Origin of the sequence: Bauldia sp. (genome assembly GCF_020442045.1) — a bacterium.
Lineage (GTDB): Bacteria > Pseudomonadota > Alphaproteobacteria > Rhizobiales > Kaistiaceae > Bauldia.
Genome location: NZ_JAGRLA010000084.1, coordinates 1 through 25,889 on the forward strand (window position 1 = coordinate 1; position 25,889 = coordinate 25,889).

Annotated in this window: 24 protein-coding genes; 19 read left to right on the top strand and 5 right to left on the bottom strand. The window is 64.2% G+C overall.

Annotated elements, in window-relative coordinates; translation table 11 throughout:
• The first annotated feature begins 217 nt into the window (after positions 1 to 217).
• From KDJ86_RS09380 to KDJ86_RS09395, 4 genes are all read left to right on the top strand, one after another.
• Complete coding sequence (locus KDJ86_RS09380) at positions 218 to 757, top strand: GNAT family N-acetyltransferase (protein ID WP_291744961.1); 540 nt, start codon at positions 218 to 220, stop codon at positions 755 to 757.
• Between the two features lie 7 nt (positions 758 to 764).
• Entirely contained in the window at positions 765 to 2,219 is a 1,455-nt protein-coding gene (locus KDJ86_RS09385; RefSeq protein WP_291744962.1) for a RimK family ATP-grasp domain-containing protein, read from the top strand.
• A gap of 99 nt (positions 2,220 to 2,318) precedes the next feature.
• On the top strand, positions 2,319 to 2,618 hold the full coding sequence (locus KDJ86_RS09390) for a hypothetical protein (protein ID WP_291744963.1): 300 nt from the start codon (positions 2,319 to 2,321) through the stop codon (positions 2,616 to 2,618).
• Between the two features lie 109 nt (positions 2,619 to 2,727).
• On the top strand, positions 2,728 to 3,969 hold the full coding sequence (locus KDJ86_RS09395; protein ID WP_291744964.1) for an MFS transporter: 1,242 nt from the start codon (positions 2,728 to 2,730) through the stop codon (positions 3,967 to 3,969).
• Positions 3,970 to 4,026: 57 nt separating this feature from the next.
• Here KDJ86_RS09395 and KDJ86_RS09400 read toward each other — a convergent pair whose 3' ends face one another.
• Together KDJ86_RS09400 and KDJ86_RS09405 are read right to left on the bottom strand one after the other, a co-directional pair.
• The gene (locus KDJ86_RS09400) at positions 4,027 to 5,004 is read right to left on the bottom strand and encodes an asparaginase (protein ID WP_291744966.1); all 978 of its coding nucleotides are present in this window, start codon (positions 5,002 to 5,004) and stop codon (positions 4,027 to 4,029) included.
• Positions 5,005 to 5,101: 97 nt separating this feature from the next.
• A complete protein-coding gene (locus KDJ86_RS09405; protein WP_291744967.1) occupies positions 5,102 to 6,091 on the bottom strand; it encodes a LacI family DNA-binding transcriptional regulator in 990 nt (329 codons plus the stop codon).
• Positions 6,092 to 6,423: 332 nt separating this feature from the next.
• On the opposite strand from KDJ86_RS09405, the gene KDJ86_RS09410 reads away from it, so the two are divergent.
• The 8 genes from KDJ86_RS09410 (at position 6,424) to KDJ86_RS09445 (ending at position 14,158) form a co-directional block, all read left to right on the top strand.
• A complete protein-coding gene (locus KDJ86_RS09410; protein WP_291744969.1) occupies positions 6,424 to 7,473 on the top strand; it encodes a sugar ABC transporter substrate-binding protein in 1,050 nt (349 codons plus the stop codon).
• A gap of 65 nt (positions 7,474 to 7,538) precedes the next feature.
• Positions 7,539 to 9,050: a sugar ABC transporter ATP-binding protein gene (locus KDJ86_RS09415; protein ID WP_291744970.1), complete on the top strand. Its 1,512-nt coding sequence runs from the start codon at positions 7,539 to 7,541 to the stop codon at positions 9,048 to 9,050.
• 11 nt (positions 9,051 to 9,061) lie between these two features.
• Positions 9,062 to 10,033 (top strand): ABC transporter permease, encoded by a 972-nt coding sequence (locus tag KDJ86_RS09420; RefSeq protein ID WP_291744971.1) that lies wholly within the window; start codon positions 9,062 to 9,064, stop codon positions 10,031 to 10,033.
• 17 nt (positions 10,034 to 10,050) lie between these two features.
• Positions 10,051 to 11,133, top strand: a complete 1,083-nt coding sequence (locus tag KDJ86_RS09425; protein WP_291744973.1) for a tartrate dehydrogenase — start codon at positions 10,051 to 10,053, stop codon at positions 11,131 to 11,133.
• A 13-nt stretch (positions 11,134 to 11,146) separates the two neighbouring features.
• Complete coding sequence (locus tag KDJ86_RS09430) at positions 11,147 to 11,902, top strand: SDR family NAD(P)-dependent oxidoreductase (RefSeq protein WP_291744975.1); 756 nt, start codon at positions 11,147 to 11,149, stop codon at positions 11,900 to 11,902.
• 72 nt (positions 11,903 to 11,974) lie between these two features.
• Positions 11,975 to 12,877 (top strand): polysaccharide deacetylase family protein, encoded by a 903-nt coding sequence (locus KDJ86_RS09435; RefSeq protein ID WP_291744976.1) that lies wholly within the window; start codon positions 11,975 to 11,977, stop codon positions 12,875 to 12,877.
• Between the two features lie 86 nt (positions 12,878 to 12,963).
• Positions 12,964 to 13,176, top strand: coding sequence for a hypothetical protein (locus KDJ86_RS09440; protein ID WP_291744978.1), 213 nt, complete (start codon positions 12,964 to 12,966; stop codon positions 13,174 to 13,176).
• Positions 13,169 to 14,158, top strand: a complete 990-nt coding sequence (locus KDJ86_RS09445; protein WP_291744981.1) for a CobW family GTP-binding protein — start codon at positions 13,169 to 13,171, stop codon at positions 14,156 to 14,158. The genes KDJ86_RS09440 and KDJ86_RS09445 overlap by 8 nt, the downstream gene beginning before the upstream one ends.
• A 222-nt stretch (positions 14,159 to 14,380) precedes the next feature.
• Here the strand turns inward: KDJ86_RS09445 and KDJ86_RS09450 are convergent, their stop codons facing one another.
• On the bottom strand, positions 14,381 to 14,671 hold the full coding sequence (locus KDJ86_RS09450) for a Dabb family protein (RefSeq protein ID WP_291744982.1): 291 nt from the start codon (positions 14,669 to 14,671) through the stop codon (positions 14,381 to 14,383).
• Between the two features lie 147 nt (positions 14,672 to 14,818).
• Between KDJ86_RS09450 and KDJ86_RS09455 the strand changes: the two genes are divergently transcribed.
• The 4 genes from KDJ86_RS09455 to otsA all read left to right on the top strand — a co-directional run bounded on the left by KDJ86_RS09455 (position 14,819) and on the right by otsA (position 19,624).
• Positions 14,819 to 15,316 carry a cyclic nucleotide-binding domain-containing protein gene (locus KDJ86_RS09455; RefSeq protein WP_291744984.1) on the top strand — a complete coding sequence of 166 codons (498 nt, stop codon included), beginning with the start codon at positions 14,819 to 14,821 and terminating at the stop codon, positions 15,314 to 15,316.
• 126 nt (positions 15,317 to 15,442) lie between these two features.
• Positions 15,443 to 17,248 carry a translation elongation factor 4 gene (lepA, locus tag KDJ86_RS09460; RefSeq protein WP_291744985.1) on the top strand — a complete coding sequence of 602 codons (1,806 nt, stop codon included), beginning with the start codon at positions 15,443 to 15,445 and terminating at the stop codon, positions 17,246 to 17,248.
• Positions 17,249 to 17,324: 76 nt separating this feature from the next.
• The gene (gene otsB, locus KDJ86_RS09465) at positions 17,325 to 18,071 is read left to right on the top strand and encodes a trehalose-phosphatase (RefSeq protein ID WP_291744987.1); all 747 of its coding nucleotides are present in this window, start codon (positions 17,325 to 17,327) and stop codon (positions 18,069 to 18,071) included.
• A 125-nt stretch (positions 18,072 to 18,196) separates the two neighbouring features.
• Positions 18,197 to 19,624 carry an alpha,alpha-trehalose-phosphate synthase (UDP-forming) gene (gene otsA, locus KDJ86_RS09470; RefSeq protein ID WP_291744989.1) on the top strand — a complete coding sequence of 476 codons (1,428 nt, stop codon included), beginning with the start codon at positions 18,197 to 18,199 and terminating at the stop codon, positions 19,622 to 19,624.
• Positions 19,625 to 19,654: 30 nt separating this feature from the next.
• On the opposite strand, the gene KDJ86_RS09475 is transcribed toward otsA, so the two are convergent.
• Together KDJ86_RS09475 and KDJ86_RS09480 are read right to left on the bottom strand one after the other, a co-directional pair.
• Positions 19,655 to 21,478, bottom strand: a complete 1,824-nt coding sequence (locus KDJ86_RS09475; RefSeq protein WP_291744990.1) for an ABC-F family ATP-binding cassette domain-containing protein — start codon at positions 21,476 to 21,478, stop codon at positions 19,655 to 19,657.
• A gap of 2 nt (positions 21,479 to 21,480) precedes the next feature.
• Complete coding sequence (locus KDJ86_RS09480; RefSeq protein WP_291744992.1) at positions 21,481 to 23,076, bottom strand: peptide chain release factor 3; 1,596 nt, start codon at positions 23,074 to 23,076, stop codon at positions 21,481 to 21,483.
• A gap of 282 nt (positions 23,077 to 23,358) precedes the next feature.
• Between KDJ86_RS09480 and KDJ86_RS09485 the strand changes: the two genes are divergently transcribed.
• From KDJ86_RS09485 to KDJ86_RS09495, 3 genes are all read left to right on the top strand, one after another.
• Positions 23,359 to 23,538: a YegP family protein gene (locus tag KDJ86_RS09485; protein ID WP_291744994.1), complete on the top strand. Its 180-nt coding sequence runs from the start codon at positions 23,359 to 23,361 to the stop codon at positions 23,536 to 23,538.
• Positions 23,539 to 23,748: 210 nt separating this feature from the next.
• A complete protein-coding gene (locus tag KDJ86_RS09490; protein ID WP_291744996.1) occupies positions 23,749 to 24,948 on the top strand; it encodes an RLV_5639 family protein in 1,200 nt (399 codons plus the stop codon).
• Positions 24,941 to 25,888 (top strand): DUF6384 family protein, encoded by a 948-nt coding sequence (locus KDJ86_RS09495; RefSeq protein WP_291744998.1) that lies wholly within the window; start codon positions 24,941 to 24,943, stop codon positions 25,886 to 25,888. The genes KDJ86_RS09490 and KDJ86_RS09495 overlap by 8 nt, the downstream gene beginning before the upstream one ends.
• Position 25,889 lies beyond the last annotated feature (1 nt).

Below are 25,889 nucleotides of genomic sequence, written 5' to 3' on the forward strand. Positions count from 1 at the left end.
TGCCTTCGGAGGGCAGCGCTCTATCCAGCTGAGCTACGGGTGCAAGATCGCCACGCGTTCCATAGCCCAGAGTGACGCCGACGACAATGATCTGCCGTCACCCGTCGCACGCCGCTTATCCCGGCTCGGAACAGCAGTCGTGGCGGCGGCGAGGCCTGTCCGCCGTTTCGCCAATTGAAAAATTGCCAGTTGTCATTTCCGCAAAACCGGCGTCAGAGTGAGCGAGGTCCATTTCCGCTCGCGCAGGATGCGTAGCTTCTCGATCGGCGACGCCGCCCTTTCCGACATTGATGGCCTCGTGCGGCTGGAGGAAGCCTCCTTCGGCTCCGACCGCATTTCACGGCGAAGCTTCCGCTGGCTGATCCGCTCGGCGAGCGCAATCTGCCGCGTGGCGCGGGCGGGCGATGCGATTGCCGGCTATGCCGTGGTGCTGACGCGTGACGGCGGTTCGGTCGCACGCCTCTATTCGATCGCGGCCGACAAGCCCTGGCAGGGTATCGGTCTCGCCACGACGCTGATTGCCGACGCCGAGCGGGCGGCCCGCGATCGTGGCATGACCCGGCTGCGGCTCGAAGTGCGGGAGGACAATAGCGGCGCGATCCGGCTTTACGAAAGGCTGGGCTTCGGGCGCTCGGGCCTTCGCGCCGAATATTATGCCGACAAGGCGAATGCCATCCGCTACGAGAAACGGTTGCCCGCCCTTTGGCCGCCACGCGCAGCCACCGCATCGCGCCGAAACAGACAACCTGCAGGATAGCCGAACCATGGCCGACTGGGTGGTCATCGTCGATACGCTGAAGGACTTTGACAATGCCGGCACGCCTCACAAGGTGATCACGGCCAACGACTATCTCGCCCGGGCAAACCTGTTCCGGGGGGCACGGCCGAAAATCATCAACCTGTCGCGCTCCTTCGCCTACCAGAGCCGCGGCTACTACTGCTCGCTGCTTGCCGAGGCGCGGGGCCACCGGGTCATCCCTTCGGTCGAGACGATGATCGACCTCGGCGCGCGCCAGCTCTACGCCCAGGCGGTCCCCGAACTCGAGGACGCTTTCGGCAAGGCGCTGGCCGGCACCGACGGAGCGGTCCCCGGCCGGCTTCTCGTCTACTTTGGCACGGTCGAGGACCATCGTTTCGACCGGTTCGGCAGGCTGGTCTTCGACTGGTTCCGGTGCCCCGTCCTCGAGGTCACAATCGAAGCGGGCGCTCGTCCCCAGATCAAGCGACTGGCGGCCGTGCCGGTTACCAGGCTGACGGCGGGTGAGCTCGAATTCTTCCACGCCGCGCTCCATAACCACACCAGCCGGCAATGGCGCTCCCAACGGGATCGCGTGGCGCCGCGCTATTCATTCGCCGCGCTCCACGATCCAGCCGAAAGCCTGCCACCGTCGAGCATCGCAAGCCTCAGGCATTGGTCGAGAATCGCCGCGAAACTCGGCGTCGAGGTCGAGCCGATTACCCGGCGCGACCTTCCGCGCCTCGCGGAATTCGATGCTCTTTTCATTCGCGAGACGACCTCGATCGACAATCATACTTATCGCTTCGCCCGCCGGGCGGCGCAGGAGGGCATGCCGGTCATCGACGATCCGGTGTCGATGATCCGCTGCACCAACAAGATCTACCTGCATGAATTGATGACCACAAACGGCCTGGCCGTGCCGCCGACGGTGATCATCGCCGGCAAGCAGGACCTCGTCCGCGCAGCCGATGAGCTCGGCTTCCCGATGGTTCTCAAGATTCCGGATTCCTCCTTCTCCCGCGGTGTCGCCAAGGTCGGCAACGCCGCCGAGCTCGAGGCGCTGTTCAGGCTCTGGTACGAGGACACCGACCTCCTGCTCGCACAGAAGTTCATGCCGACCGAATTCGATTGGCGCGTCGGCGTTCTCGGCGGCAAGCCGCTCTTCGTCACGCAGTACCTGATGGCTAAGAAGCACTGGCAGATCGTCAAGCACAGCGCCGACGGCAAGGCATTGGAGGGCGGCTTCCGCACGCCGTCGCTCGGCGAGGCGCCGCCCGCGGTGATCGACGTCGGTCTGCGCGCCGCCCAGTTGATCGGTGACGGCCTCTATGGCGTCGACCTCAAGGAGACCAGCGACGGGATCTTCGTCGTCGAGGTCAACGACAACCCCAATATCGACCATGGCGTCGAAGACCGGGGCGAGAAGGACCAGGTGTGGATCGAGCTCACCAGATGGTTCATCGATCGCCTCGAAGCCTAGGTCGGCATCCCCTCCCGCGGGCCCCCGCGGAGGCTTCGATTGCCCCCTTTTTGCCGCTTAGCGCGTGTTATCTCCGGCGTGGCGACAATGGGGTGAATCGTGAAAGTATTTCTGATCGTGGCGATGACAGGATTGATGGCCGGTTGTGCGAGCGTCGACAGCGGTGGACCAAGCAGACCTGATCAAGGCATCTGGCTGAGAACCGATGGCCAGTCGGGGCGGAACAATCCCGCTCTCGCGCAGCAATTCGAGATCGACAAGGCATCCTGTACCGACCGCGGACAGGTCAACCAGCTTTGCATGACCCACCGCGGCTACATCCTGGTGCCGCAGAGCCAGGTCGAGGCCAAGGCGGCCGAATTGCGCGCCGCCGCAGCCGCCCGCGGCACCGGCTATTGACGCGGGCCCTGTCCGGCGCCTGCCTTTCCCGTGGTGACGGAATAGCGTAGAGAAGAGTCGGATCCTCCGGGGGGTCCGGCTTCTTTTCTGTTCTTCCGTTGATCGCTGGATGACTCACGCTGATGCCTCCTCGCCTCAGCCAGCCTGGGGCGCGCTTCGCCACCGCGGATTCGCGCTCTTCTGGGTGTCGCGCTTCTGCACGACCTTCGCCACGCAGATCGTCAGCGTCGCGGTGGGATGGCAGATCTACGACCTGACCCGCGATCCTTTCGATCTTGGCCTGGTAGGCCTCGTCCAGTTCGCTCCATCGCTTCTGCTGGTCCTGGTAACCGGCGCGGTCTCCGATCGATTCAATCGACGGATGATCGTCGCCATCTGCCAGTTCATCGAGGCAATCTGTGCCGGCTTGTTGCTCTATCTGGTCTGGACCGGCGACGTGACCGTCCCCGCGATCTTCGCCACGTTGGTCGCCTTCGGCGTGGCGCGGGCCTTCATGAATCCGGCGTCCCAATCGCTGATCCCGAATCTGGTGCCGGCGGAGGCACTCGCCAGCGCCATCGCCCTGTCGTCGTCATCCTGGCAGATCGCGGTCATTCTCGGGCCGGTGGCCGGCGGGCTTCTCTACGGCCTTGGAGCGGATATCGCCTATTTCGCCGCCGTCGCCATTTTCATCGCCGCGGCGATCCTGATCGCCCTGGTTCCCCGGCCGCCGCAAAAGACCGTGCCCGAGCCGGCGAATTGGACGACCGTGATCGCGGGCTTCCGCTACGTGTGGCACGAGAAGATCGTCCTCGGCGCGATCTCCCTCGACCTCTTCGCGGTCCTGCTCGGCGGGGCGGTCGCGTTGTTGCCGGCCTATGCGCGGGACGTGCTCGACGTCGGGCCGTGGGGGCTCGGCCTGTTGCGATCGGCGCCGGGAATCGGCGCGATCGTCGTCGCGCTGGTACTGGCGGTTCGGCCGATCCGCGACCATGCCGGCCTGATCATGTTTGCCTGCGTTGCCTTGTTCGGTGCTTTCACGCTGACCTTCGGCCTTTCGACCCTCGTCTGGCTCTCGGTCGCCGCACTGGCCCTGGCAGGCGCCGCCGATATGGTCAGCGTCTATATTCGCGAAACGCTGATCCAGCTCTGGACGCCCGATGCCGTGCGCGGTCGCGTCAACGCCGTCAACATGGTGTTCATCGGCGCGTCGAACGAACTCGGCGAATTTCGCGCCGGCTCGGTCGCGGCGCTGATCGGCCTGGTGCCGGCCGTGGTGATCGGCGGTATCGGCACCATCGCCGTCGCCGGCCTGTGGATGTTCATGTTCCCAGCCCTCAGGAAGGCCCGCCACCTCAGCGGACGGGTCTAGAGAAAAGCGCGCGTCTTGATCATCCGTTATTGCGCATCGATGGGCTGTGCTTCTTGCTCACCCTCCTAAATACTCAATCTCTGCGCGCATTTGATCGCCGCTCAGGTCCATTCCGAGCAGAACCGACAGGAGCACCCGCGCTTTCTGACCGCTCAGGTCTCCCGCGAACACGATTCCCGCTTCGGCCAAGGTCTTGCCGCCGCCGTTGCCGTAGATTGGCTTCACGCGTCCCCTTTGGCAGCGGCTGGTCATGATGACCGGAATACCCTTCTTGATCACGTCGGCGGCGGCCGCGGTAACGGCGGGAGTGGCGTTGCCCCGCCCGAACCCCTCCAGTACCAGGGCCTGCGCTCCATTGTCGGCGGCGAAGCGCACATAGCGGTCGCTGGTTCCCATGGCGAGCTTGATCAGGTCGATATCCGTCGCGACCCGGTCAGCATCATAGACGCGGCGCAACATGGGTTTGCGATGCACGACGACACGGTCGCCGTCGATGTCGCCGAGCTTGCCGTGCTCAGCAGAAAGGAAGGTGTCGGTGCGTGACGTATGGGATTTCGTGACGTCGCGCGCGGCATGGAATTCGTGGTCGAAGCAGATCACAGCTCCCAGGCCGCATGCCTCGTCGGATGCGGCGAGGCGGAGGGAGTCGGCCAGGTTCTGCGGGCCGTCGGGGTTTGGCTCGTCGGCGGCATGCTGGGCACCCGTGTAGACGATAGGCTTGTCCGACCCGACGACGAGATCGGCCATGAAGGCGCTCTCCTCCATCGTATCCGTTCCGTGCGCGACGACGACGCCGTCGAAACCATCTTCGAGGCGCCTGGAAACATGCCGCGCGAGGGAAAAGCTGAGCGGCAGATCCATGGCGTAGCTGCCCACCTTGCAGAAGTCGTCGACGGTAACGTCTATCTCTCCAATCGGGTAAGTCAGCATGGCCCGCAATTCGGACCCGGTAATGCTTGCCGTCACATGCCCGCTATGTGGATCGCGCTGTGACGCGATCGTCCCTCCCGTCGTTATCAGGCATACTTTCCGCATTCGAAGGCCTCGTTGAAGTGTCTGTTTGATTGAATTTCGGATGAGGTAGGAGAGGCGCCCGCAGGAAGACGCCGGCACAGAGACGGAGAGGCTGGAGCTATCTCTCCAGACGGCCTCGCGACGAATCGCGGACGACCAGATAAGGAGTAAGCCGCCGGGAGGCGACGGCTTCTCCGTCCATTCGGGCAAGGATCATCTCGATAGCCGTGCGACCCATGACGTCGATAGGCACGCGCACGCTGGAAAGCGGCACCAACAGGTCGTCCGCGATGGTGATGTCGTTGTAGCCGACGACCGCGATATCCCTTCCGACCTCGAGCCTTTCGTCGCGGATCACGCCCATCACGCCGATGGCGGAATAGTCGTTGACGGCAAAGATGGCGGTTGGCCGAGGCCGCATGGCGAGCAGTTCCCTTGCCGCCCGGCGGCCGGCCGCGGCATCGAAACCGGCATTGATGACCATTTCGGGAGGGAGGACCATGTCCTCCTTTGCCAGTGCATCAAGAAAACCCTTCGCCCGGACGACGCCCGAGCTGGCGTAGCTCGGGCCGTTAACGATAGCTATGTGTCGATGACCTATGTCGAGAAAGTGCCGTGCGACGATCGCTCCTCCTACCTCGTCGTCCCACGTCACCGAAGGGTGGCTTCCCGACGAGCGGTTGAACAGGATGAACGGCACGTTGCGCTCCGCAAGTTCGTCGAGGAAGGGCGCCTCGAGATGCGCGTCCCCAATCAACAGGCCGTCGAACCTGCGGTCGAGATAGTGCTCGATCCTTCGCCGCTGTTGCTCGGGGTCGTCTCCGGACGAGCCGCCAACCGCGAGATAGCCGCGCGATTGCGCATGCTGTTCGATGGATTCATAGACCGCGGCCATGACCACGTCGGTCAGGCGCGTAACGACGACGCCGAGCGCATGCGTCCGGCGGCTCCTGAGGCTGGCTGCCCAGACATCGGGCCGATAGCCGAGCTGATCGGCCAAACGCCTTATCTCTTGCGCGACCTCGCTGTCGGAGTTCGCCGGGCGTTGCCGCAACACGCGCGACACGGTGGAAACGTTGACGCCCGCCATGTCCGCGATGGAACGCATGGTGGTTCGTCCTGGCTTCGTCGTATCCTTCGCCATATCCCCTCTCTCGCTCCGGCTTAGCGACGACAGTCTGCTATCTGGCGAACGCTAACGGCAAGCAGGTCGATACCGCATCGGTAGCCCGTCGTGGGACGCGCATGGCGCCTCGGCAGCCGGTTCGTGATCACGATCGCCGCTCGCCATCGAATTGTCCGTCGCAAAAGTCTCGGCTCACCTGGGCACCCTTGACACGAATAAGCTAACCGTGATGTTAAATGGGTGCAAACGATTGCGCAATCGTTTGCACCGGTCGTCACAACCGCCGGAAGTCCGGCACAAAGTGGAGGAAGCGAATGCGACAGCATCGCGTTATTGCAACGGTTTGTTTTGCCCTGGTTTGCTCGGGCGCGTTCAGCGTGGTCGATCACGCCGCCGCCGCCGAGAAGAAGGTGATCGGATTTGCCGTGCCCGTGCTGGCCAATCCGTTCTGGAAGCAGGAAGTCGACTTCGCCAAGCGTGTGGCCGACGAACTTGGCGGGGAACTCATCGTCGAGGATGCCAACCAGGACGAAGCGAAGCAGCTTCAGATCATGGATAACTTCGCGTCCCGCAAGGTTGACGCCATCATCACGGCGCCGGTGACGACCGCCGTCGCGCCCGCCCTCATCAAGGCTGCCGGCCGCGCCAATATTCCGATTTTCTTCGCCGAGCGCACACCGGGCTTCGAGCCGGATCCGGATAAGTATCCGCAATATATCGGCTTCGTCGGCGCCGATAGCCATCAGGGCGCATTGGCCACGGCCAAGGCGCTCTATGATGCCGGCGCGCGCAAGATCGTCGCCACGACCGGCACCAAGGGCAGCTCGATCGCGGAAGACCGCATCGGCGGCCTGAAGGAATTCGCCAGCCAACATCCCGATTTCGAAGTCCTGCAGATCCAGTACGGGGTCGAACTGCGCGAGGACGGCATCAAGGCGACCGAAAACTATCTCTCCGCCTATCCGGGACCTGGTTTCGACGGTATCTGGAACTACGACGATGGCGCGGCGATCGGTGCGGCCGCGGCTCTGAAGCAGGCCAGTCTGACCGGCAAGGTGCTGGTCACCGGCTTCGATGCGGAGGCCGATGGCGCCCAGGCGATCAAGGCTGGTGATATCCTGGCCGATTCCGGTGGACAGTTCATCGACGGCGGCTTCGCCTATATCATGGCCTTCGACTATCTCAACGGCCACCAGCCGAAGAATCCCTACATCGTCATGGACTACCTTTTGGTCACCAAGGACAACGCGGACAAGTACATCGAGCAGTTCGGTTCGGGCTTCCCGCCTTACGACATCAAGAATATGTCCGTGACCTACAATCCCGACGCGTCGACCGACGACTACAAGATCGCGATTCAGTAGCGACTCGCGTGGGCGGGCCGGCGTAATGCGCCGGACCGCCCCTTTTGCGAAGCAGAAAGGCAAAGATGTCGGATTCAGTCCGTCTGGCCTTGAAGGGCGTACGAAAGGCCTACGACGCCTCGACCGTTCTCGATCTGACGGATTGCGGAGACGTGGTCTTTCGCCGCGGAGAGATCCATGCGCTTGCCGGCGAGAATGGCGCCGGCAAATCCACGCTCGTGAAGGTGGTGTGTGGACTGGTGCCGCCGACCAAGGGCACGATGGAGCTCGACGGCAGGCCCTATTCGCCCGCAAGCCTCGCCGATGCCCGGGCGGCCGGCGTGGAGATCGTGCTTCAGGAACCCGGCCTGGTTCCGGGGTTGACCGTGGCCGACAACCTGTTCCTCGGGCGCGAGCGCCTGTATTCCCGTTTCCGGCTGCTGAACGGGCGCCGGCGCGACGAACTTGCCCGAAATGCGTTGCAGAGGGTCGGCGCCGTCATACCCACCGGTATGCGCGCCGGCGACCTCGATCTCGAATCGCAGAAATTCGTGGAACTCGCCCGTGCCCTGGCATTCCAGCCGCGCGTTCTCGTGGTTGACGAAATGTCGGCCAGCCTGACCAGGCAGGGCGTCGAGCGCATGTCGCGCGTCCTGCGCGAAGTGGCGGCCGAGGGGACGACCATCCTGTTCATTTCCCATTACTTGGAGGAAACGTTCGACCTGTGCCAGCGCGTGACGGTGCTGAAGGATGGACGGCATGTCCGCACCCTTGCCACGACCGAACTGGACGAAAGCCAGTTACAGACTCTGATGGTGGGGCGCTCGCTGGTGAGCGAACTCTATCACGACGAAGCCCGTGTTCCCACGGCTGCCGGCGCCGCGGTTCTCAGCATCTCGGGCCTGTCGGCCGGCAAGGCGGTACGTGATTTCAACCTCGAAGTCCGGGGCGGGGAAATCGTCGGACTGGGCGGCCTGGTCGGATGCGGCAGCGAGGACGTCACCTATGCCGTCTTCGGGGTGGGCAATGTGAGCGGCGGCAGGATGGCGCTGTCGGGCGAACCCTACCGGCCCGGCAGTTCCAGGCAGGCCATCGACAGCGGCGTCGGCTTCGTATCCGGCGACCGCGAGGCCAATGACCTGCTCCTGCAGGCCACCATCCAGGATAACATCGCCCTGCCGACCTTGCCGATGCGCTCCAGATGGGGCGTCACGTCGCGGCGCGGGGACGCGGTCGAGGCCGGCAAGGTCATCCTGCAGCTTTCGATCGCCTGCCGTGGTCCGACTGACTATCCGGCCAATCTCAGCGGCGGCAACAGGCAGAAGGTCGTGCTGGGCAAATGGATGCTGCGCCGCCCCCGGTTGCTGGTGCTGCAGAATCCCACGCGCGGCGTCGACGTCGGCGCCAAGTCCCTGATCTACCGTACCTTGCGGGAGCTGGCGGGCATGGGCACGGCGATCCTGCTGATCAGCGACGAATTGAACGAGTTGCGCGGGATGAGCGACCGCATCGTCATCATGCGACGCGGCGCGATTGCCGGAGAATTCGACGGTTCCACGAATCCGAGCGAGGAGGACCTCGTCGCGTGCATGGTTTGAAGGAAAAGGAAATGGTGCAGACTGCCGAGCAAGGCGCAGCAACCGGCAAGGTCTTGAAGACCGGCGGACGCGAGGTGGCGCGCAAATTCATCCCGTTTGCGGCGCTGGCTCTCCTTATCGTCATCTTCGGCATTGCCGCGCCGGATCGCTTCATGACGTTCGACAATGCCAGGACAGTTCTCGTCCAGACAGTCGTCCTGGCAATCGTCGCGTTCGGCTCCACGCTTGTGATCATCGCGGGCTCCATCGACCTCTCGGTCGGCTCGGTGGCCGCGCTTTCCAGCATGGTGGGGGCCAGCGTCGCCATGGAGGTGAACGGGCTGGCCGGCCTGATTGCCGCTATCGTGGTTGGAATGATCGCCGGCGCCGCCAACGGCATCGGCCTGGCCTATCTGAAAGTGCCCTCGTTCATCATGACGCTGGGAATGCTGTCGGTAGCGCGCGGGCTGACGCTGCTTTATTCCGGCACGCAGCCGATCATGACCCCCGGCGATTGGGACTGGATGGGCGTAGCGCCCGGTATCTACATTCCCGGCATCGTCGTCTTTATCGCCACTTTCTGTCTCTTCGGGTTCACGGCATTCGGCCGGTACGTCTCGGCCGTGGGCGGTCAGGAGAAGGTCGCGTCGATGTCCGGCGTGCGGGTCAACCAGGTCAAGGTGCTGGTGTTCGTCATTTCCGGCATCACGGCCGCGATCGGCGGGGTCGTCCTCGCCTCGCGCGTCGGCGCGGCCACGCCGATGGCCGGAACGGGCATGGAACTCACCGTTATCGCGGCGGTCGTCCTGGGCGGAACCCCGCTGACAGGCGGCATGGGCAGCCTGGTGAACACCATCGTCGGCGCACTGATCATCAACATCCTGCTCAACGGTTTGATCATCGTGGGGATAGGCGCCGAACTGCAGATCATCGCCCAGGGCCTGGTCCTCTTCGCGGCCGTGCTCGTGTCGCTGGACCGCAAGAAGATCGGCATCATCAAGTAGACGAAACCAGACCCATCATGCGGAACTATTCGATTGCGGTGATTCCCGGCGACGGGATCGGCGTGGAGGTGATGCCGCCAACGCTCGACATCCTCGATGCCGTCGCCGCCAGCCACGGCTTCGGCCTGTCCTACACGCATCTGGCCTGGGGCTGCGAGTTCTACGCCCGCAACGGCCGGATGATGGACGAGGACGGCCTGGAACAGCTGGCGCGCCACGACGCCATCCTGCTCGGGGCGGTCGGATATCCGGGCGTGCCGGACCATGTTTCGCTGTGGGGCCTCCTCATCCCCATCCGGCGCGCCTTCCGCCAGTACATCAACCTGCGCCCGATCCGCCTCCTGGAGGGCGTGCAGGGGCCGTTGGCGAACAAGGACGGCACGATCGACATCCTCATCGTCCGTGAGAACAACGAGGGCGAATATTCCGAAGCCGGCGGTCGCCTCTATCGCGGCACGGCCGACGAACTGGCGATTCAAGAGGCGCTCTTTACCCGGCGCGGCATCGAACGCGCCGCCAGCTACGCAGCCGACCTCGCCAAGGGCCGCTCCGGCTCCATGGTGTCGGCTACCAAGTCGAACGGCATCATCCATACCATGCCCTTCTGGGACGAGGTGTGCGGTGCCGTCGCCAAGGACAAGGGAGTCGGCATCAGCTTCCGCCACATCGATGCGCTGGCGGCGGATTTCGTGCTCCATCCCGAACGGCTGGACGTGGTGGTCGCTTCGAATCTGTTCGGCGATATTCTGAGCGATCTCGGCGCCGCGGTTGCCGGGAGTATCGGCATCGCGCCGTCTGCGAACCTCAATCCGGAGGGCGAGTTCCCATCCATGTTCGAGCCGGTCCACGGCTCGGCGCCCGACATCGCCGGGCAGGACATCGCCAATCCCATGGGCCAGGTCTGGTCCGCCGCCATGATGCTGGACCATCTCGGCGAGAAGGCGGCTGCTGCCGAAATCATGGGGGCGCTGGAGTCTAGTTTGGCATCTTCGCCGATCCGTACGAGGGATCTCGGCGGGCAGGCGTCCACGAAGGAATTCGCGCAGGAAATCAAGAGCCGGCTTGGGGCCGAGGCTGCCGTGCCGGAAAAGGGATCATAGAGGGAACCGACTCATGAAACAGGCTGTGATCATCACGGGAGCCGGGATCGGCATCGGCCGGGCGACGGCTGTCGCTTTCGGAAAGGCCGGCTTCCACGTCGCCGTTACAGACGTGCTGGAGGAACAGGGGCGCAAGGCAGCCGCCGACATCGCGGCGGCCGGCGGCTCGGCGGCGTTCCACAAGCTGGACGTAACCAGCACCGAGGACGTCGACAAGGTCGTCAGCGGCGTGGTCGATGAATTCGGCGCCCCCTACGCCGTGGTGGCCAACGCCGGTATCGCCCTGCGCGAGCCGTTCGCCAAGATGAGCGACGAGGGCTGGCAGCGGACGCTGGACGTCGACCTCAACGGCGTTATGCGCCTCTTCCGTGCTGCCGCCCCGAGCATGCGCGCCGCCCGTAGCGGCAGCATGATCGCCATGTCGTCGATCATGGGCATCGCCTATGGCTGGGACGAGCATGTGCACTACTCGGCGGCCAAGTCCGGCGTGATCGGGCTCGTGCGTGCGCTGGCCGTCGAGCTCGCGCCCGAGGGGGTACGGGTGAACGGCATCGCGCCCGGCTATATCCGTACCGCGCAGGCCCTCTCGGTCGACCACTCGCTGGGCCCGGAGGGACTGGAGGCGGCCGCGGCCTACATTCCGATGCGGCGCGTCGGCGAGCCCGAGGATATCGCGGATGTCGCGCTTTTCCTGAGCTCGGAGCAATCGCGCTATGTGACCGGGCAGGTGATCACGGTCGACGGCGGCCTGCTGGTAGGACGCTTCTGACGGTCGGCACGGGCCGACCGCATGACCGCCGATTTGCAACAGCTTGAAACGTCATCACGCCGGGAGAAGATCATGGCCAAGAAGATTTATTGCGCGCTCGGCACGGATATCGACTCCGTCGCCGGCTGGATCGGATCTTACGGCGGCGGCGACAGCCCATCCGACATCCAGCGCGGTATCTTCGCGGCGGAGGTCGGTATACCGCGGTTGCTCAGGCTCTTCCGCAAGTACGACCTGCGCACCACCTTCTTCATCCCGGGTCATTCGCTCGAAACCTTCCCGAAGGAGATGAAGATGATCGTGGATGCCGGCCACGAGGTTGGCGCCCATGGCTACCTCCACGAGAACCCCATCGCGATGACGCCGCAACAGGAGGAGGACGTGCTGGCGAAGTCGATCGAACTGATCGACGGGCTGACCGGCAAGGCACCGCTCGGATATGTGGCGCCGTGGTGGGAAATGTCTCCGGTGACGGCCGACCTTCTCCGGAAATACGGCTTCAGCTACGATCACAGCCAGGGCTATCGCGACTTCCAGCCCTTCTACGCACGCGTCGGTGACGAGTGGACCGTCATTGACTACACCCGGAAGGCCGCGGACTGGATGCACCCGCTGAAACACGGCAGGGAAATCGATCTGGTCGATATCGCCGCCAACTGGTATGTCGACGACCTGCCGCCGATGATGTTCATGAAAAAGTCTCCGAACAGTCACGGCTTCGTCAATCCCAGGCATCTCGAAGAGATGTGGCGTGACCAGTTCGACTGGGTATACCGCGAGATGGATTATGGCGTGTTCGCCTGCACCATTCATCCGGACGTATCGGGCCGGCCGCAGGTCCTGCTGATGCTCGAGCGACTGATCGAATACATCAACGGCCACGAAGGCATCGAATGGGCGACGTTGGAGGAGATCGCCGCCGACTTTCGTCAGCGCTATCCGTTCGAAAGCGGCAAACGGCCGGAGGTGGTCTGAAACCCATGTGCAGCGCCTGCGGCTTCCCCTCGCTGCCGGGCCATTGGACAGATGCGGGAGCGCGGAATCCGGGAAGCCGGCTGCGGTTGCGCTTCACGCGGTTGGCGATGGTGAACCGACTGCTCGCGCCCTATCGGCTGCGCGCCCATGACGATGGCTCGACGCCGGGCCTGCAATTGATGGCGCCGAGCGGCGAGCGCGTCCTGGTTCCCGATCTCGAAGCACTGTGGACGGAAGCGGCACGGTTGGCCGGCACGCCCATCGATCCGCTGTCGCCACGCTCGTTGGGCGATGCGTGAGGGCGCGCGCGCCGACGGCCGCCTGCCGCTGACCATCATTGGCGGTTTTCTCGGTGCCGGCAAAAGCACGTGGCTGCGCCATCAACTTCATCGGAAGGCGTTCGGCGCCGTCCACATCCTCGTCAACGAGGCCGCCGAGATGCCGGTCGACAACCTGCTTCTCAGCAAGGCCGACCGTGTTTCGGTTCTGGCCGGCGGCTGCGCCTGTTGCGACGGTCGTGGCGCGCTGGTGGCCGCCCTGCGCGCGATTTGCGCCGAACAGGACCGGCCGGGATCCTGCCGTATCGACCGGATTTTGCTTGAAACCAGCGGCCTCGCCGATCCCGGCGCGATAGCAAGGCTCGTGTCCGACGATCCCATGCTGGCCCGACGCATCATGCTCGAAGACATCATCGCGCTGGTCGACGCGCTGCACGGCCCGGTCCAGCTTCGGGAGGAGGCTCTTGGAAGGCGCCAGGTCGAGTCGGCCGGGCGGCTCATCGTCACCAAGCCACGGGAGGTTCCACCCCTGCAGGTTGCGCGTCTGGTCAATACCCTGCGCCAGCTCAATCCGGTGGCGCCGGTCGAAGGCGCCGAGCATGGCGAACCCTTCGGACTGCCACCAGTTCCCGATGCCGAACCCTATGCGCTTCCCGACCTGGCGGGCGCCAGTGCAGGGCCGATCAGGTCCTGCCGCCTCGACATCTCGGGCGGTAACGGCTGGGCGGCATTCTCCGTGTGGTTGTCGGCCCTGCTCGCCGCGCGCGGCGACGATATCGTACGGGTGAAGGGCGTGGTTACCGACCTCGACGGCCGGCTCTTGGTGCAGTCCGTGCGCAAGCAGGTGCAGCCGCCGGAGATGCTGCCCGAACCGGAGCAAGACAGCCCGACCCAGGCAACACAGAACGATGTTCTCATCCTCATGGGACGCGGGATCAATGAGGAGCTTCTCGCTCACGCCTGGACGAGATTTTGCGATGGGCCCGCAATCGCTTGTCTTTGAGCGGCCTAACCGCCTGGGACAGCGGCGATATTTCCTATTCGACGGACGGCTCGGTTGACCGGAATATCGGCTTCCAGGCGAGTAAAGCGCCATTCAACGACGAAGATGCGAAGTCCGGGCTGGGTCCGGCATGCACCAATCCACCGGACGTGATTCGAACACATCGCAATCGAAACTCGAAACCGCCAATCCGTCGCCCCGCACAACCTGTGAGGCTCACACCTAGAGCGGCGTGTAGTCGACCTCGAGAAAGTCGTCGACTTCGGTCATCCAGCGGTCGCGGACGAAAGCGACATGATCGGGATGGTCATTGTATCCGGCATAGGCGTCGCCGTCGGTGAATTCCATCGAGAAGCCGTAGGTGAAGTCGTTCTTCGGGCTCACTTCCCGCAGTTGCTCGAACTTCTCGACGCCGGGTATCGCCGCCAGAACCTTCGCATCTTCGAGGAAGGCTCTTTCCTGCGGCGAGCCGGGGGCATGCTTAAGGCGAAAGACAACGGTATGGCGGATCATCGGCTGTTCCCGCAGGTTGTGCGACTGAACGCAGTCTAGCCCGCGATTTCCCGCCTCCAAAAGCCAAAATCAGCCACCGGAGCCTTGACGATCCATAGCCGCCTGACGACAGTGGCGCGGCAATCGCCGGGCGAAATGGAGACCAGCATGGACGCGTATGAAATACTGAAGGAGACGCCCTTCTTCTCGGAAGTGCTCGATGAGTCCGAGTTGAAGATCCTCTCCGACCACGCCCGGACCGTGGTCTTCGACAAGGGCACCAAGCTGATCGAGGAGGATGGGCCCGGCCATTCGATGTTCGTGATCGTCAAGGGCGAGGCCGAGGTAACGGTCGCGGACGAGGACGGCGCCGTCGCCACACTTGGTGCCGGCGGGATACTCGGCGAGATGTCGTTGCTGACCGGCGCCCCGCGCAGCGCGACCGTGACGGCGACCGAGACGATCGAGGCCCTCGAGGTCGACAAGTCGGCGCTTGCCAACGTGCTGTGGATGTCTCCGACCCTGGTCGATCGTTTCGCCACCATGCTGATGCGTCGTCAGCGCGAACTCGACAAGATGTATGGTGGCGTCGCATGGGGCATGCTGAGGCCCGGCAAGGCCGAGCTCACCAGCATGATCCGGGACTTCCTCCAGACGACCGAGTAACCGCAGGCGAGCAATATCCTTTCGGCAGACAGAATCGGGGCCTGGCGGCGTGCCCGGTCGTATTGCGCGGCGGCCGCCTAAGTCCTCGCTTGCCCAGCCTTCCCGTCACAGTGTATCAGCGCGGCCATGACGACCGTGTCCCTGGATAACATTCGCAACTTCGCAATCATCGCCCATATCGACCACGGCAAGTCGACACTCGCAGACCGGCTGATCCAGCTCTGCGGTGGGCTTTCCGAGCGGGAGATGAAGGCGCAGGTGCTCGATTCGATGGACATCGAGCGCGAGCGGGGCATCACGATCAAGGCGCAGACCGTGCGCCTGACCTACCGGGCGCGCGATGGACAGGACTATGTCCTCAATCTCATCGATACGCCCGGGCATGTCGACTTCGCCTATGAAGTCAGCCGGTCGCTCGCCGCATGCGAGGGCTCGCTGCTCGTCGTCGATGCGAGCCAGGGCGTGGAGGCGCAGACGCTCGCCAACGTCTATCAGGCGATCGACAACGACCATGAGATCGTTCCTGTGCTCAACAAGGTCGACCTTCCCGCGGCCGAGCCCGAGCGGATCAAGCAGCAGATCGAGGACGTGATCGGCATCGACGCCAGCAATGCGATCGAGATTTCCGCCAAGACCGGCATCGGTGTCCCCGAAGTGCTCGAAGCGATCGTCACCCGCCTGCCGCCGCCTAGGGGCGACCGCAATGCACCGCTGAAGGCGCTCCTCGTCGACAGCTGGTACGACGCCTATCTCGGTGTCGTCGTGCTGGTCCGAATCGTCGACGGTGTGTTGAAGAAGGGGATGCGGATTCGCATGCTCGGCGCGGAAGCGACCCACGACGTCGAATCCGTCGGTGTCTTCACGCCGAAGCTGGTCGGCTGGCCGGAGCTCGGGCCCGGCGAGCTCGGCTTCTTCACCGGCTCGATCAAGGAGGTCGCGGATACCGCGGTCGGCGACACGATCACCGAGGAGCGGCGGCGGGCCGATGCGCCGCTGCCGGGCTTCCGGCCGGCCCAGCCGGTTGTCTTCTGCGGCATCTTTCCCGTCGATGCCGGGGATTTCGAGGACCTGCGCACCGCGATCGGCAAGCTGCGCCTCAACGACGCGGCCTTCACCTTTGAAATGGAGACGTCGGCGGCGCTGGGCTTTGGATTCCGCTGCGGTTTCCTCGGCCTGCTCCATCTCGAGATCATCCAGGAACGGCTGAGCCGGGAGTTCGATCTCGACCTGATCGCGACGGCCCCGTCGGTGGTCTATCGCATCACCCTGACCAACGGCGACGAGATCGAGCTCCACAACCCGGCCGACATGCCGGACCCGGTCAAGATCCGCGAAATTTCCGAGCCCTGGCTTCGCGCGACGATCATGACTCCGGACGACTATCTCGGCGCGATCCTCAAGCTCTGCCAGGAACGCCGCGGCATCCAGGTCGACCTCTCCTATGTCGGCAGCCGCGCTGTGGTCCAGTATGACCTGCCGCTCAACGAAGTGGTGTTCGACTTCTACGACCGACTGAAGTCGGTCTCGAAGGGTTATGCATCCTTCGACTATCAATTGACCGACTACCGGGTCGGCGATTTGGTCAAGATGCAGATTCTGGTCAACGCCGAGCCCGTCGACGCGCTTTCCATCCTCGTCCATCGCAGCCAGGCCGATCGGCGCGGGCGGGCAATGTGCGAGAAGCTCAAGGAACTGATCCCGCCCCACATGTTCCAGATCCCGATCCAGGCGGCGATCGGCGGCAAGGTGATCGCCCGCGAGACGATACGGGCGCTGCGCAAGGACGTTCTGGCCAAGTGCTATGGCGGCGACGTCACCCGCAAGCGCAAGCTGCTCGACAAGCAGAAGGCCGGCAAGAAGAAGATGCGCCAGTTCGGCAAGGTCGATATTCCTCAGGAAGCCTTCATCGCCGCGCTGAAGATGGACGACTAGCGGTCATCGGGGTCTTCACCTGACCTTGCAACAATGACTGCTGCACCGCGGCCCGAAACAAGCGGACAATGCAACAGTGACCGAAACCCCGCCTCTGACGCCTGATGACTGGGCCTTCTTCCTCGATATCGACGGGACCCTGATCGACATCGCTCCGACGCCCGATACCGTTGTGGTTCCGCCGGGCCTTCCTGGCATCCTCGGACGGCTGCGCGACTCGACCGGCGGCGCGCTGGCCCTGCTTACCGGCCGCGGCCTGGACACCGTCGATCGCCTGTTTACGCCGGTTCGCCTCCCGGTCGGTGCCGTCCATGGTACCGAATTGCGTTTTCCCGACGGGCGCATCGAGGCGCCGGCGGTGGCGGACGCGCTCTCCGGGATAAGGAACCGTCTGGCAGACTTTGTCGCCGGACATGCCGGCACCCTGCTCGAGGACAAGGGGCTGGCGCTCGCCGTCCATTTCCGTGCCGTCCCGGAGCTGCATGATGCGGTCGAGGCGGAGGTGCGCGAGGCGGCGGCGGCAGCGGAGGACGTGCTGACCGTGCAGCCCGGCAAGGCGGTCTTCGAGATCCGACCGGCCCATGCCGACAAGGGCCACGCGCTTGGCGTTTTCATGGAAAACCCTGGATTCAAGGGGAAACGCCCCCTGGCGGTCGGCGACGACGTGACCGACGAGAGCATGTTCAAAGAGGCGGTTCGCCGCGGAGGGCGGGCATTGAGGGTCGGTGATGCCCAACAAGGCAGCCATGCGCGTCAAGCATTCGACAATCCCGACGGAGTACGCGCATGGCTTGCCGATCTGGTCGGCCAGCAACTGCGCTGAATTGCCCAACTATCTGGAAAATAATGCTGCGATGCAATATATTGACGATAAGGAGGAAAACTGATCGCCGATCTGGCGTTGATCGTGCATTGGCCTCATAGTCATCGAGCTAACGGGAGGTTGTCTTGAGTAGGCTGATTGTCGTTTCCAACCGCGTTCCGCCGCCGGCTGACAAAGGGGCGAGCGCCGGGGGATTGGCAGTCGCCCTTCAGGCAGCGCTTCGGGACCGCGGCGGGCTCTGGCTCGGATGGTCCGGCGAGACAGCCGAATCCGAGGCGGAGAGCGAGCATATCCGGACCCGGGTCGAGGGGAATATCACCTTCTCGCTGGTCGACCTCACCAAGCGTGACCAGGAGGAATATTATAGCGGATTCGCCAATCGCGCGCTCTGGCCGCTCCTCCATTATCGACTCGACCTTGCCGATTTCGACCGCCGCGACACGACCGGCTATTTCCGCGTCAACGCCTTCTTCGCCCGCATCCTGGCCGCGCAGATCCGACCGGACGATGTCATCTGGGTGCAGGACTATCATCTGATCCCGCTCGCGGCGGAATTGCGCGCCCGCGGCATCACCAACAAGATCGGCTTCTTCCTCCATATCCCATGGCCGCCGCCGGACGTCTTCTTCGCCATGCCCTGGCATCGCCGCCTCCTCGAAGCCTTCACCAGCTACGATCTCGTCGGCTTTCAGATCGACTATGACGCCGAGAATTTTGTCAACTGCCTGGTCCGCGAAGGTCTCGGCCGCGAGACGAGTCGCGGAACCTTCCGTGCCGGCGATCGTGAATTCAAGGTCGGGGCGTTCCCGATCGGCATCGAGACCGAGGAATTCACCAGGATCGCCGTCGAGGCCGAAAACAACGCGCTGGTCAAACGAATGGCGGTCAGCCTGGGCGACCGCAAGCTGATCATCGGCGTCGATCGGCTCGACTATTCCAAGGGTATCGACCAGCGGATGCTGGCCTACGAGCGGTACCTCGAGAAGAACCCCGCCTCGCATGGCAAGGTGGTCTACCTTCAGGTGACGCCGAAATCGCGCTCGGAAGTCCCCGAATATGCTGAGATGCAGCGCGAGATCGCCGAGACGGCCGGCCGCATCAACGGCGCCTTCAGCGATCTCGACTGGGTGCCGATCCGCTATATCAACCGGACCATCAAGCGTACGACGCTTGCCGGCCTCTATCGGCTCGCCGATGTCGGTCTCGTCACGCCGCTGCGCGATGGCATGAATCTCGTCGCCAAGGAGTTCGTGGCGGCGCAGAAGCCCGAGGACCCGGGGGTGCTGGTTCTATCGCGCTTTGCCGGCGCGGCCCGCGAGCTCGACGGCGCCGTGCTGGTCAATCCCTACGACATGGAGTCGACGGCTGGCGCCATTGCCGGCGCTGTCGCCATGCCGCGCGACGAGCGCATCTCGCGGTGGCGGAGCATGTACGACCAGTTGACCCGCTACAACGTCAACCGCTGGTGCGAGGAGTTCCTCGAATCGCTTGAGACGCCGCTCAACGATCCGGCCTTCGGGTCCCAGCAGCCGCACTTCCTCAAGGCGAGCTGAAAGCAGCGCGCATGATCACGCTGCTCTAGACTAGGTTTCCTCGATCGACTCGCGGAGCAGCTCTATCCGCAGCCACTCGTCCTCGGCCTCCGCGAGGGACTCCTGCGCCGTCGTCAGCGCCTTGGTCGCGCCGGCAAAGGCGTCGGGGTCGCGCGCATAGAGGTCCGGATCGGCCAGCGTTTCCTCGTGACGGCGCACGTCTTTCGTCAGCTCCGCAATCCGCCCGGGCAGGGTCTTCAACGCGTGCTGGTCGTTGAAGGAGAGCCGTTGCTTCGACTTCGCACGAGGCTTCGGCGTGGTGTCCTCCTTCGGCGCGGAGCGGTCTCGCCCTGTATCAGGCCGTGCCCGCCCACCGATGCCGTGGCCCCGCTGCGCGACCATGTCCGAATAGCCACCGGCGTAAAGCGTCCACTCGCCATCGCCATCCGAGGCAAGGGTCGCTGTCACGATCCGGTCGAGGAAGTCACGATCGTGGCTGACGAGGATCAATGTCCCGGGCAAGTCGGCAAGCATCTCCTGGAGCAGGTCGAGGGTTTCGAGGTCGAGGTCGTTGGTGGGCTCGTCGAGAACGAGAAGGTTTGACGGCCGTGCCAGTGCCCGCGCCAGCATCAACCGGCCGCGCTCTCCGCCGGACAGCGCCTTGACCGGCGCTCGTGCCTGATCCGGCCGGAAGAGGAAATCCTTCATGTAGCCGACGACGTGACGCGCTTCGCCGCCGACGATGACCGTGTCGCCGCGACCGTCGGTCAGGACCTCGGCGACCGTCGCTTCCGGGTCGAGGCTCTCGCGGCGTTGGTCGAGGGTGGCGAGCTCGACATTGGCCCCGAGCCTCACCTCGCCGGAATCGGGCGACAGAACGTCTGTCAGCAGGTTGACCAGCGTCGTCTTGCCGGCTCCGTTCGGGCCGACGATGCCGATCCTGTCGCCGCGTTCGATCCGGATCGACAGGGCGCGGACGATCGGCCGGTGATCGTAGCTCTTGACGATTTCTTCGGCCTCGATCACCAGCTTGCCGGACTGGCGGGCTTCCTGGGTCGACATGGTGACGCTGCCCGTCGGTTGTCTCGCCCGGGCCTCGCGCCGGTCGCGACGCAGGTCGTTAAGCGCCCGCAGTCGCCCCTGGTTGCGCTTCCGGCGCGCGGTGACGCCATAGCGGAGCCAGTCCTCCTCCCGGGCAATCTGACGGTCGAGCTTGTGGCGGTCGCGTTCCTCTTCTTCGAGAACAGCATCGCGCCAGGTCTCGAAATCCGCGAAGCCCCGGTCCAGCCGCCGGGTCGTACCGCGATCGAGCCAGACTGTGGCGCGCGAAAGGGTCTCGAGAAAACGGCGATCATGGCTGATCAGGACGATAGCCGATCGCAATTCGCCAAGCATGCTCTCCAGCGCCTCGATGGCGACGAGATCGAGATGGTTGGTCGGCTCGTCGAGAAGGAGGATGTCGGGCTCCGGCGCAAGCACGCGGGCAAGCGCGGCACGACGGCTTTCGCCCCCGGAAAGTCGACTTGCGGCTTCGTCACCGGTGAGACCCAAGGCCTCCAGCAGGAGCCGCGCGCGATGCGGATCGTCGCCGGAGGCGAGTCCCGCCTCGACGAAGGCGAGGGTCGTGTTGAAACCGGAAAGGTCCGGTTCCTGCGGCAGGTAGCGGATGGTGGTCGACGGCTGGAGGAAGCGTGTCCCCCCATCCGGTTCCACCATGCCGGCGGCGATCTTGAGCAGCGTCGACTTGCCGGAACCGTTGCGACCGACGAGGCAAAGGCGATCGCGCGCTGCCACCGCCAACTCGGCGCCGTCGAGCAGCGGCTCGCCACCGATATCGAGGCGAACGTCCTGAAGCAGGAGGAGCGGCGGCGCCATCCTCAGCTCTCGACCGTCTGGCCCTGATAATCCTTGACGTCGGTGAAGGCGATGCTCGGGAAACGGTCGCGCTCGTGGCTCAGCATGAAGGACGAGGTCGCCATATAGACCAGCGCCCCATCGAGGTCTTCGGCCATGTCGCCCCGATGGCTGGCGGCGAAGGCATCGACATCGGCGGGATTGGCGCTCTCGACCCACCGGCAGACCTCGAAACGGGTCGTCTCGAACTCGATCGGCAGGCCATATTCCGCCGCGAGCCTCCCCTTCAGCACGTCGAGCTGGAGCGCACCGACAACGCCGACGATCGGTTGCGCGCCGTCGATCGGCAGGAAGACCTGGACCACGCCTTCCTCGGCCATCTGGCGCAGCGCCTCGCGGAGCTTCTTGGCCTTCATCGCATCCTGCACGCGAACGCGGCGCAGGATTTCCGGAGCGAAGCTCGGCACGCCGCGGAACGTCAGGTTCTCCCCTTCGGTCAGGGAATCGCCGATCCTGAGTGTGCCGTGGTTGGGAATGCCGACGATATCGCCCGCAAAGGCCTCGTCGACGGTGGCGCGATCCTGGGCGAAGAAGAACTGCGGTGCCTGGAGGCTGATCGGCTTGCCGGTGCGGACCAGCGTCGCCTTCATGCCGCGGGTCAGCTTGCCGGAACAGATGCGGGCGAAGGCGATGCGGTCGCGGTGGTTGGGATCCATATTCGCCTGGATCTTGAACACGAAGCCGGTCATCCGCGGCTCGTCGGGCGCAACGACTCGGGTTGATCCGGGGCGCGGCTCGGGCGACGGCGCAATGCGGGCCATCCGGTCTATGAGGTCGCGGACACCGAAATTGCGAAGGGCACTGCCGAAGAGAACCGGGGTCAGGTGCCCCTCCCGGAACGAAGCCAGGTCAAAGGGACGGCAGGCCGCTTTCGCCAGGGCAATCTCCTCGGCGACCGTCTGCCGTTCACTCTCGGGCAGGTAGTCGGCAAATGTCGCGGCTTCGAGCGTCTCGACCGGGTCCGGATCGTCACTTTTCCCGTCGAGCCGGTGGATTGCGTCCTGCTCGAGGTCATAGACGCCAGCGAAGGTCCGGCCGGAGCCGACCGGCCAGTTCACCGGCGCGGTGTCGAGCGCCAGCGTCTCCTCGATCTCCTCCAGGAGCTCGAAGGGATGGCGGCCCTCGCGGTCGAGCTTGTTGATGAAGGTCACGATCGGGATGTCTCGGAGGCGGCAGACCTCGAAGAGCTTCTTGGTCCGGGCCTCGATACCCTTGGCGGCATCAATCACCATCACCGCCGAATCGACTGCGCTCAGCGTGCGGTATGTATCGTCGGAAAAATCCTCGTGGCCGGGGGTGTCGAGCAGATTGAAGACGCAATCGGCATATTCGAAGGTCATCACCGAGGTGACGACCGAGATGCCGCGCTCCCGTTCGATATCCATCCAGTCGGAGCGGGTCTGGCGACGGCTCGCCTTGGCCTTGACCTCGCCGGCGAGCTGGATGGCGCCACCGAAAAGCAGCACTTTCTCGGTCAGGGTCGTCTTGCCGGCATCCGGATGGGAGATGATGGCGAAGGTGCGGCGGCGCGCGGCGGACTGGGCGAGTTTCATCGGCATGGTCGCCGGCTCTGGCCGGCCTGATCCCTGGCTGGTTGGGGGGCTTGGGACGCCTGCCGTCCGATGACGGCTATGCAGACGCGTCATCGATGCCGGGTGCTGCCGGGCCCGACATCGAACGCGATGTCCTTAGAATACCCTTGGGAAGCCCGCAAGGTGGCAGACACATATGCCGGCCGAAGCTCCGATCGCTGCTCAGGCGTCATCGTTGGCTGTAGCGGTTGACTTGCTTCGCGTACGGCGGGAGATTCTCTCCTTCCGAATCGCGCGGAGGCGAGGCAGATGGCGTATAAATTCGAAGTCTACAAGGACAAGGCAGGCGAATTCCGGTTCCGTTTCAAGGCTTCCAACGGTGAGACGATGTTCGGGTCGGAGGGCTACAAGGCGAAGGCCTCCGCCATGAGCGCGATCGAATCGATCAAGAAGAACGCGCCTGGCGCCGACATCGACGACGGCACCTAGCCCGGTCCACCGCGAAACAAGCTGACGATACCCTCGCCGGAAGCCGGCGGGGGCCGTTTGCGTTGTCCGGCCATGCCTGCTCCGTGACATCGCGCTTTCACAACCACCGAATAATCAATTGCGATTCCCTTCGCGCCGGACGCGAGCGAAAAGCTTTATTAGCGGCGGACGAAGACCTATTAATAGCGGAGCGAACCGAGGGAGTTGCTCATGTCGGACGTAACGATCAAGTCACCTTTGCAGTATCTCGACCAGGCCATGTCCGGCCTCCGCGACCTCGGACTCGTCAAGGAGACGCCGCCGGACGAGTCGCCGATCGTCGGGCTTCTGGAGAAGATCACCGACCTCGATCCCGACAAGATCGCCGTGATTGCGCGGACCCTCAGCCAGATGTCGCTGTTCAACGAGGTTGTCCGCGAGCAGATTTCGGCGATGTCGGTCGGCCAGCGCTACGAGGAGATCACCGAGGCGTTCAACTCGATCCGTGACGACGCCAAGGGCATGGTCGACCAGATCGAGGACGGCAAGATCGATATCTTCGAGCGGGCGACCAATGTCTGGATGAAGATCTCGCGCGGCGACATCTCCGACCGCTTCGACAAGATCCACGACACCTATATCGAGGTGTCCAAGGACACCAAGAACAACATCGACCGCGAGCACAAGATCCTCGAGTCCTACATGGATTTCCGCGGCGCCCTGAAACAGGCGGAGGTCAGCGCCCTCGAGGTCCTCAAGATCGCGGAGGGCAAGCTCAACGCGGCGAAAGCCGAGCTCGACACCGCGGCCGAGGCGGTCAAGAACTATGCCGGCGACGATCCGGCCGAGCGCGCCCGGCTCGAACTGATGCGTGACGAGCGGCTCCGCGCCATGCAGACCGAGGATGGCCGCTACCAGATCGCCAAGGACCTCGCCGACAACCTGACCATCGGCTACAACACTTCTGAAGTGGTGATGGCCCGCCTCAACCAGACGACCAATGCCAAGGAGCGGGTCTACCAACAGGCGGTTTCCTTCTTCACCACCAACGAATCCGTCCTGACCGCGCTGAAGGCGTCCTTCACCGGCATTTTCGGCCTGCACGAATCGACGGAGACGCTGAACCGGATGAAGGAAGGCGTTTCACAGTCGATCGAGGTGCTGGCCGATATCGGTGGCAAGATCCAGGAGGAGGCGCTCAAGGCCGGCTATGGCCCGACCGTCCGCGCCGATGCGGTCAAGAAGCTGGTCGACTCGGTAGTCAACTTCCAGGAGAAGTCGACCGAGATCATCGGTGAGATGCGGACGCTGGCGACCAAGAATTCCGAGGAGATCCGCGACGCTGTGGAGGACGGCAAGCGCCGCATGGCCAAGCTCGCCGCCGATGCCACGGCGCTGAGCGGTGCCAATGTCATGGCCGGCAATGGCTGATACCGCCGCGCCGGCGACCAATACGCCGGCGCCGCAACTCGATGACGTCATGCTGGCGATGGACGTGGTCGACACGCTCCGTCATCAGGAATCGCTTGTCGAGCGGGAGCTGGGTCAGGAATCCCGCGACGAGGCGCTGAAGGCGCGGCTCCGCCAGATCTACGAAAGCCAGGGCCTCGAAGTCACCGACCGGATCCTCGACCAAGGCATCGAAGCGCTGAAGGAAAGCCGCTTCACCTACACCCCGCCGAAGCCGGGCTTCGACACCTTCCTCGCCAGGCTGTGGATTCGCCGCCGCGCGGTCGGCTCGATCGCCGGAATCCTGCTCGTTGTTCTGGTCGCCGTTGTCGGCTGGCAGATCTGGCGTTCCAACGAGGCGTCGCGCGCCGCCGAGGAATTGCAGGTCGAGCTGACCGTCACGCTGCCCGCGGCGGTGAAGGAGGCCGGGAAGGCGGCCCTCGCGTCAGCCACCGACAAGGATGCCAAGGCGGCCGTCGAAGACGTCATCGCCAAGGGCGACGCGGCGATCACCGCGAAAGACGGGGACGCGATGCGCGGCGTCGTGGAAGAGCTGAATGCGCTGCGCGCCGACATCCTCCAGACCTACACGCTGACCATCGTTTCGCGCGAGGGCGAGGATACCGGCGTCTTCCGTATCCCGGACGTCAACGAGAATGCCCGCAACTACTACATCATCGTCGAGGCACTGACCGACTCGGGCGAGGCGCTGGCGCTGCCGATCGTCAACGAGGAGAACGGCAAGACGGAAACCGTCAAGAAGTGGGGCGTCCGGGTGCCGGAAGCCACCTTCGAGGCCATCCGCGCCGACAAGTCCGACGACGGCATCGTCGAAAACAACGTGCTTGGCGAAAAACACCGCGGGTCGTTGAAGGTCGACTATCTGATGGATGTCGAGGACGGGACGATTACCGCATGGTGAG

What these genes read in the sequence shown, in the direction of transcription:
- KDJ86_RS09385 (WP_291744962.1), top strand. Translation starts at nt 765, where the DNA reads ATGGCCGACTGGGTGGTCATCGTCGATACGCTGAAGGACTTTGACAAT.
- KDJ86_RS09395 (WP_291744964.1), top strand. Translation starts at nt 2,728, where the DNA reads ATGACTCACGCTGATGCCTCCTCGCCTCAGCCAGCCTGGGGCGCGCTT.
- KDJ86_RS09400 (WP_291744966.1), bottom strand. Translation starts at nt 5,004, where the DNA reads ATGCGGAAAGTATGCCTGATAACGACGGGAGGGACGATCGCGTCACAG.
- KDJ86_RS09405 (WP_291744967.1), bottom strand. Translation starts at nt 6,091, where the DNA reads ATGCGTTCCATCGCGGACATGGCGGGCGTCAACGTTTCCACCGTGTCG.
- KDJ86_RS09410 (WP_291744969.1), top strand. Translation starts at nt 6,424, where the DNA reads ATGCGACAGCATCGCGTTATTGCAACGGTTTGTTTTGCCCTGGTTTGC.
- KDJ86_RS09415 (WP_291744970.1), top strand. Translation starts at nt 7,539, where the DNA reads ATGTCGGATTCAGTCCGTCTGGCCTTGAAGGGCGTACGAAAGGCCTAC.
- KDJ86_RS09420 (WP_291744971.1), top strand. Translation starts at nt 9,062, where the DNA reads ATGGTGCAGACTGCCGAGCAAGGCGCAGCAACCGGCAAGGTCTTGAAG.
- KDJ86_RS09425 (WP_291744973.1), top strand. Translation starts at nt 10,051, where the DNA reads ATGCGGAACTATTCGATTGCGGTGATTCCCGGCGACGGGATCGGCGTG.
- KDJ86_RS09430 (WP_291744975.1), top strand. Translation starts at nt 11,147, where the DNA reads ATGAAACAGGCTGTGATCATCACGGGAGCCGGGATCGGCATCGGCCGG.
- KDJ86_RS09435 (WP_291744976.1), top strand. Translation starts at nt 11,975, where the DNA reads ATGGCCAAGAAGATTTATTGCGCGCTCGGCACGGATATCGACTCCGTC.
- KDJ86_RS09445 (WP_291744981.1), top strand. Translation starts at nt 13,169, where the DNA reads ATGCGTGAGGGCGCGCGCGCCGACGGCCGCCTGCCGCTGACCATCATT.
- KDJ86_RS09450 (WP_291744982.1), bottom strand. Translation starts at nt 14,671, where the DNA reads ATGATCCGCCATACCGTTGTCTTTCGCCTTAAGCATGCCCCCGGCTCG.
- KDJ86_RS09455 (WP_291744984.1), top strand. Translation starts at nt 14,819, where the DNA reads ATGGACGCGTATGAAATACTGAAGGAGACGCCCTTCTTCTCGGAAGTG.
- lepA (WP_291744985.1), top strand. Translation starts at nt 15,443, where the DNA reads ATGACGACCGTGTCCCTGGATAACATTCGCAACTTCGCAATCATCGCC.
- KDJ86_RS09475 (WP_291744990.1), bottom strand. Translation starts at nt 21,478, where the DNA reads ATGGCGCCGCCGCTCCTCCTGCTTCAGGACGTTCGCCTCGATATCGGT.
- KDJ86_RS09480 (WP_291744992.1), bottom strand. Translation starts at nt 23,076, where the DNA reads ATGCCGATGAAACTCGCCCAGTCCGCCGCGCGCCGCCGCACCTTCGCC.
- KDJ86_RS09485 (WP_291744994.1), top strand. Translation starts at nt 23,359, where the DNA reads ATGGCGTATAAATTCGAAGTCTACAAGGACAAGGCAGGCGAATTCCGG.
- KDJ86_RS09490 (WP_291744996.1), top strand. Translation starts at nt 23,749, where the DNA reads ATGTCGGACGTAACGATCAAGTCACCTTTGCAGTATCTCGACCAGGCC.
- KDJ86_RS09495 (WP_291744998.1), top strand. Translation starts at nt 24,941, where the DNA reads ATGGCTGATACCGCCGCGCCGGCGACCAATACGCCGGCGCCGCAACTC.